Below are 6586 nucleotides of genomic sequence, written 5' to 3' on the forward strand. Positions count from 1 at the left end.
GATAGGCGCCGAGCCGCATCGTGCCGCCGAGATCGCCGGTTTCGCGGCGCTTCTCCAGCATGTTGCCTTTCAGCCATTCGGTCATCAGGCCGACCACCGGTTCCTCGGTCGGACCAAACTCGGTCGAAGACGCATGTTCGACGCCGGCCAGCGACCGCGCTGCCTCGATGCAGGCCATCTGCATGCCGAAGCAGATGCCGAAATACGGCACCTTGCGCTCACGCGCGAACTTCGCCGCCAGGATCTTGCCTTCCGCACCGCGCTCGCCAAAGCCGCCTGGGACCAGGATGCCATGCACCTTTTCCAGCCAGGGCGTCGGATCCTCTTTTTCGAAGATCTCCGATTCGATCCAGTCGAGCTTGACCTTGACGTGGTTGGCAAGGCCGCCATGCGAGAGCGCCTCGATCAGAGATTTGTAGGCGTCCTTGAGGCCGGTATATTTGCCGACAACGGCGATGGTGACCTCGCCTTCAGGATTGTGGATGCGGTTGGACACCGCCTGCCACGGCTCCATGCGCGGCTTCGGCGCCGGATCGATGCCGAAGGCGGCCAGCACTTCCGAATCGAGCCCTTCCCTATGGTATGCCATCGGCACATCGTAGATATGCGGCACGTCGAGCGCCTGAATCACGGCACTTTCGCGCACATTGCAAAACAGCGACAGTTTCCTGCGCTCTTCCTTGGGAATGGCGCGGTCGGCACGGACCAGCAGGATATCGGGCGCGATGCCGATGCCGCGCAGCTCCTTGACCGAATGCTGAGTCGGCTTGGTCTTCAGCTCGCCTGCCGTCGGGATGTAGGGCATCAGCGTCAGATGGACGTAGACGGCGTTGTTGCGCGGCAGGTCGTTGCCGAGCTGACGAATAGCTTCCAGGAATGGCATCGCCTCGATGTCGCCGACCGTGCCGCCGATCTCGCACAACACGAAATCATAATCGTCATTGCCGTTGAGAACGAAATTTTTGATCTCATCGGTGACGTGCGGGATGACCTGCACGGTTGCGCCGAGATAGTCGCCGCGCCGCTCGCGCTCGATGATGTTCTTGTAGATGCGGCCGGTGGTGATGTTGTCCTGCTGGTTGGCGGAGCGGCCTGTGAAGCGCTCGTAATGGCCAAGATCGAGATCGGTTTCCGCACCATCGTCGGTGACGAAGACTTCGCCATGCTGGTACGGCGACATCGTGCCTGGATCGACATTCAGGTAGGGATCGAGTTTTTTGATGCGTGCGCGATAGCCTCGCGCCTGCAGGAGAGCCCCAAGGGCCGCTGCGGCAATGCCTTTTCCAAGTGAGGAAACCACGCCGCCTGTGATGAATACATATCGCGCCATGGGAGTCATCGCTTAACGCGGCCGGATTGATTCCGCCAGAGAAAAAACCGCCGCGAAGCTTTTTTCCCAAGAAGGCGCTTGGATCGTGAACAAGGCAAAACAAAAGGGCCGGCTGAGCCGGCCCTTTCGGCAGGATGACGAAAACGTCAGATGATGACGACCTTGGTGCCAACCCTGACGCGGCTGTAAAGGTCCATGACGTGCTCGTTGATCATGCGGAAGCAACCATTCGAAGCGCTGGTTCCGATCGACTGCGGCGCAATGGTGCCGTGGATGCGCAGATGCGTGTCCTTCTTGCCGTCATAGAGATAGATGGCGCGCGCGCCGAGCGGATTCTGGCCACCGCCGGGCATACCGTCCTTATACTGGCCGTAATGCTTCGGCTCGCGCTTCTGCATGTCCAGCGTCGGGATCCAGCGCGGCCATTCCTGCTTGTCACCGACTGCAACCGTACCCTTGAACTGCAGGCCGTCGCGGCCGACCGCGATGGCGTAGCGGCGCGCGGTGGAGGACGATTCGACGAGGTAGAGGCGGCGCGCGCTGGTGTCGATAACGATGGTGCCGGCAGCGTAACCGCTGAATTCCACGTCCTGCGGCACGAATTCCGGCTTCACCTTGAACTGCTTCTTGGCTTCCCTCTTGGCGAGAGCCTGGTCGAGAGCCCGTGTCTCGGGAAGATATGAAATCGACGAAGAGGAAGAGCTACCGCCGAAGAGACCGGCGAACAAACCGCCGCTGCTCGGCTGCTTCTGGCCGATGACCTCGCTACGCAACTCGCCATTGTTGCCGGTCAGGGCGATGTTCATCGCCTCTGCCGGAAGCGGCTCGGCCGACTGGATCGGCGCGATCGGTTCGATTGGTTCGATGATCTTGGCAACCAGCTTCTTGGCTGGCTTGGCATCGGCCACCTGGGTTGCCTGCGCGCCCTTGCCCTTCTTGGCCAGGAACGCCTGCCGTTCAGCGTCGGCCTTGGCCTTGGCCGCCTCGCGCATCGCCAGTTTCCTGGCTTCGAGCGCCTTGGCTTTGGCGGCTTCCTTGTCGGCAACGATCTTGGCCTCGATCTTCTTGATCTGGGCGAGGTCGTCGGGCGTCGGGTTTTTCTTCTTCTTGAGAAGCTTCAATTGCGACGCATCACTCTTGACGGCGACGTTGATTGCAGAAGTTGTTTCAGCCGAAGGCTGTGCGGCCATATTTGCCGGCACGCCGGCGGAGGCTGGGGAACTCATGCCGAGTGCGGCGCAAAGTCCCAGGAAAATGAAGCTGCGAAGCTGCATGGCGAAGATCCGATCGTTCTATGCTTGTTGCCCACGGCGTCGCCCAGCGCCCCCCAAGGGCGCCGGAAATGCCGCGCGCAATCTATAGTCGAATAAGCGCGGCTGCCTCAAGCGCGAGGCCCCGCCTCACCCTGTCGAATCTTCGTGATCTTGCTGCATTTGCCGCGACTGTGTTCAAACGACCACAGATCGCGGTTTCAAGCGTGGAAGACTATTGGTTCGGGACCTGCGGGGTCGCCGGTGCGGCGGGAGCCGTGCCGTTGGTCGCCGGCGGCGTCGAACCGGCGGCAGGCGCCGTGGCCGGGGCAGTCGCTGGAGCCGCAGCGTCGTTGCCGGAAGGCGGCGTCGGCGTGGTGCTGCCGGCGGGCGCCGGGGTGGTCGTGCCGGGCAACTGGTTGAGCACGCCTTTGCCCGCACCGTCCGACGTCGCCGGCACGCGGTCGAGGATGTCGATCGGCTTCTCGCCGTAGCGGGCGACGATCGACAGTGTCAGTGACGTGGCGAAGAAGGCGGCCGCCAGGATCGCCGTCGCACGCGTCAGGGCATTGGCAGCACCACGCGCGGTCATGAAGCCGGATCCGCCACCGATGCCGAGGCCGCCGCCTTCGGAACGCTGCAGCAGCACCACGCCGACAAGGGCGAGCACGACCATGAGATGGATGACGATCAGTACGGTTTCCATAGTTTATCCTGGCAAGGCCTTGCCCGGCCGCGGACACGACCGGTGAATTGGAGGCGGCTCAATACAATGCTTTGACGGCATTTCCAAGCCCGTGGCCGGAATATGGGAAGCAACCCGTCCTTTGCAACGATTTCGTGCACCGGAAGCCCTGTCCGGCGGAGCGAATGTCTTCAGGCAATATTGCGATAAGCCTCGGCGATGCCGAGAAAATCCGCCGCTTTCAGGCTGGCGCCGCCGACCAGCGCGCCGTCGACATTCCTGACGCCGAGCAGTTCGACCGCGTTGGAGGGCTTGACCGAGCCGCCGTAGAGAATGCGCATCTTCGCCGCGACGCCGCCGAGCTTTTCCGACAGCTTTTCGCGGATATGTGCATGTGCTGCCGCCACATCGCCGGCCGTCGGCGTCAGGCCGGTGCCGATCGCCCATACCGGCTCATAGGCAATGATGGTGTTGGATGGGGTGGCGCTTGACGGGACCGAACCATCGACCTGCCGCGACAGCACGTCCAGCGTGGCGCCCGCTTCACGCTGTTCATGCGTTTCGCCGACGCAAATGATGGCAACAAGCCCGGCACGCCATGCGGCGGATGCCTTGGCCTGGACAGTGGCGTCATCCTCGCCGCGTTGCTCGCGGCATTCGGAATGGCCGACGATGACATGGCTCGCACCGGCATCCCTGAGCATTTCCGCCGAGATGCAGCCGGTGTAGGCGCCGCTCTCCTTGGTATGGCAATCCTCACCGCCGGCATGCACCGGCGTGCGTGACAGGATCTCCGCGGCGTGAGCAAGCAGGGTTGCGGGAACGCAAACCAGCGCTTCGGTCTCCGCGTCAAGTCCGCTCATGAAACCGTTGCCGATCATCCGGAGCTCGTTGAGCGAGGCGCTGGTGCCGTTCATTTTCCAGTTGCCGGCGACGAGCGGGCGAATTCCTGGCGTCATGGGTTTGCTTCTCCGGATGATATCGGGGCTCTGGCCCTCACTACCAAAATCAGGCCACAAAGCAATCGACAGTGGGCCGGAAGGGCGCTATTGCGCTTGTTTCAGACTCGGCGCGTGCGAAAATGCGCATAAATCGGAAGTAAAAATGCTTGGTATATTGAGAAACGCGGCAGGCACCTGGGTCGCGAAGGGGCTGTTGGTGCTGCTGGTGCTCAGCTTTTTGGTCTGGGGCGTTTCCGGGCAGCTGATGAGCGGTCTTGCCGGCCACGATTCGGTGATAACCGCCGGCGGCACCAAAGTATCGATCAACGAATACCGTCTCGCCTACGATCGCCAGCTCGCCGTCATGTCGCAACAGTTCGGCCAACGTCTCAGCCACGAACAGGCAAAGGCGCTCGGCGTCGACAACCAGGTGTTGGCTCAGCTCGTCTCTGGTGCCGTTCTCGACGAACAGGCCCGCAAGCTGGGCCTCGGACTTTCCAAGGATCGGCTGGCCGAGTTGACACGCGAGGACCCAGCCTTCAAGGGCCCGGGCGGCCAGTTCGACCGCAGAACGTTCGAATATATGCTGCAGCAGATCGGCATGCGGCCCGAGGACTATTTGAAGAACCGTGCCCAGGTGGCCGTGCGCCAGCAAATTGTCGAGGCGGTCTCGGATGGCCTCAAGGCTCCGGACACTTTCTTCAAGGCGGTTGCGCTCTATCGCGGCGAAGACCGCACCATCGACTATTTGACGCTGCCCAAGGCACTGGTCGAGCCGATCGCGGCGCCGTCCGATAGCGTGCTCTCGGCCTATTTCGAAGCCAACAAGAAGACATATGCGGCACCCGAATACCGCAAATTTTCCTATGTCCGCCTCGAACCCGTTGACATCATGGATACGACCGCCGTCACCGACAGCCAGGTCAGCGACGACTACAACAAGAACAAGGCGCGTTACACCACGCCGGAACTGCGCACCGTCGAGCAGCTCGTGTTCAAGACGCCGGATGCGGCCAAGGCCGCACTCGATTCGCTCAAGGCCGGCGCCACTTTCGACAAGCTTGTCACGGCCGAAGGCAAGACGCCGGCCGATACGTTGCTCGGCACGCTTGCCAAGGACAAGATCGCCGACAAGGCGGTCGCCGACGCGGCCTTTTCGCTCAACGCCAATGAAGTCAGTCAGGTCGTGCAAGGCGCCTTCGGTCCGGTGCTGCTGCGCGTCACCGAGATCAAGCCCGAGGTGGTGAAGCCACTGGCCGAGGTGTCCGATCAGATCCGCAAGGATCTGGCGCTGGGCGAGGCAAGTCGCATCCTACTGGACGTGCGCGACAATTACGATGACACCCGCGCCGCCGGCAGTTCGCTGGCGGAGGCCGCGGCCAAGCTGAAGCTTAAGGTCGTCACCATCGACGCCATCGATCGCAGTGGACTGCGGCCAGATGCAAGCATCGTCAAGGACCTGCCGCAATCGCCGGAGCTGATCAAAGCCGTCTTCGACGCCGAACCCAACACGGAAAACGATGCCTTGACCACAGCCGACAACGGCTTCGTCTTCTATGAGGTGGCGTCCGTCACGCCGGCTCGCGACCGCACGCTGGATGAGGTTCGTCAGAAAGTCGTCGCCGACTGGACGGCGGCGGAAATAAGCAAGCGGCTGGCCGCCAAGGCTGACGAACTGGAAAAGCGGCTCAAGGCCGGCGCAACGCTCGATGTCATCGCCAGCGAACTGAAGCTCGAAAAGCAGACCAAGCGCGGTGTCAAGCGTGAGGCTGACGATGTCGACTTCGGTAAGGAGGGTGCGGCAGCGATGTTCGGTGTCGGCGAAGGCGGCACCGGCTTGGTCCCCTCACCCACCGGAGACGGGCAGATCCTGTACAAGGTCGCCGAAGTGTTCGAGCCCGCCGGAGCCGATGCCAGTTCGGTGCCGGACGACGCGCAGAAATCCTTCACCTCCGGCATGTCGGATGACCTGCTCGACCAGTTGGTGGCGCAGTTGCAGACGCAGTACGACGTTCGCATCGACCAGGCCGCCGTCGCCCAAGCCTCGACAAGATGAGCGCGCTGAAAACCCATATCGCCAAGATCGCGACCGGTAGCGCGCTTTCCTTCGAGGAAGCGCGCGAGGCCTTCGACATCATCATGTCGGGTGACGCGACCCCCGGCCAGATCGGCGGTTTCCTGATGGCGCTGCGTGTGCGCGGCGAGACGGTGAGCGAGATTTCAGGCGCCGTCGCAACCATGCGGGGCAAGATGCTGCACGTCGACGCGCCCACCGACGCCATCGACATCGTCGGCACCGGCGGCGACAATTCTCACAGCGTCAACATTTCGACGGCATCGGCCTTCGTCGTTGCCGGCAGCGGCGTGCCGGTTGCCAAAC

5 protein-coding genes and 1 pseudogene are annotated in these 6586 nt (G+C 62.4%); 2 read left to right on the forward strand and 4 right to left on the reverse strand.

The features are described from left to right. The 4 genes from EN939_RS16045 to tpiA all read right to left on the reverse strand — a co-directional run. A partial coding sequence (locus tag EN939_RS16045) for a CTP synthase (RefSeq protein WP_164751018.1) occupies positions 1-1330 on the reverse strand: 1330 nt, incomplete at its 3' end. Between the two features lie 146 nt (positions 1331-1476). Continuing rightward, complete coding sequence (locus tag EN939_RS16050) at positions 1477-2604, reverse strand: L,D-transpeptidase (protein WP_127268767.1); 1128 nt, start codon at positions 2602-2604, stop codon at positions 1477-1479. A gap of 211 nt (positions 2605-2815) precedes the next feature. Then, a complete protein-coding gene (gene secG / locus EN939_RS16055) occupies positions 2816-3286 on the reverse strand; it encodes a preprotein translocase subunit SecG (RefSeq protein WP_127268768.1) in 471 nt (156 codons plus the stop codon). A 170-nt stretch (positions 3287-3456) separates the two neighbouring features. After that, positions 3457-4224: a triose-phosphate isomerase gene (gene tpiA / locus EN939_RS16060; protein WP_127268769.1), complete on the reverse strand. Its 768-nt coding sequence runs from the start codon at positions 4222-4224 to the stop codon at positions 3457-3459. Positions 4225-4369: 145 nt separating this feature from the next. Here tpiA and EN939_RS16065 point away from each other — a divergent pair, with 145 nt between their 5' ends. Beyond that, positions 4370-6262, forward strand: coding sequence for a SurA N-terminal domain-containing protein (locus tag EN939_RS16065; RefSeq protein ID WP_127268770.1), 1893 nt, complete (start codon positions 4370-4372; stop codon positions 6260-6262). Beyond that, positions 6259-6586, forward strand: a pseudogene (locus EN939_RS16070) (anthranilate phosphoribosyltransferase); the annotation flags it as partial. The gene EN939_RS16065 and the pseudogene EN939_RS16070, both read left to right, overlap by 4 nt.

The sequence above is a fragment of the Mesorhizobium sp. M7A.F.Ca.CA.002.05.1.1 genome, from assembly GCF_003998335.1.
GTDB lineage: Bacteria > Pseudomonadota > Alphaproteobacteria > Rhizobiales > Rhizobiaceae > Mesorhizobium.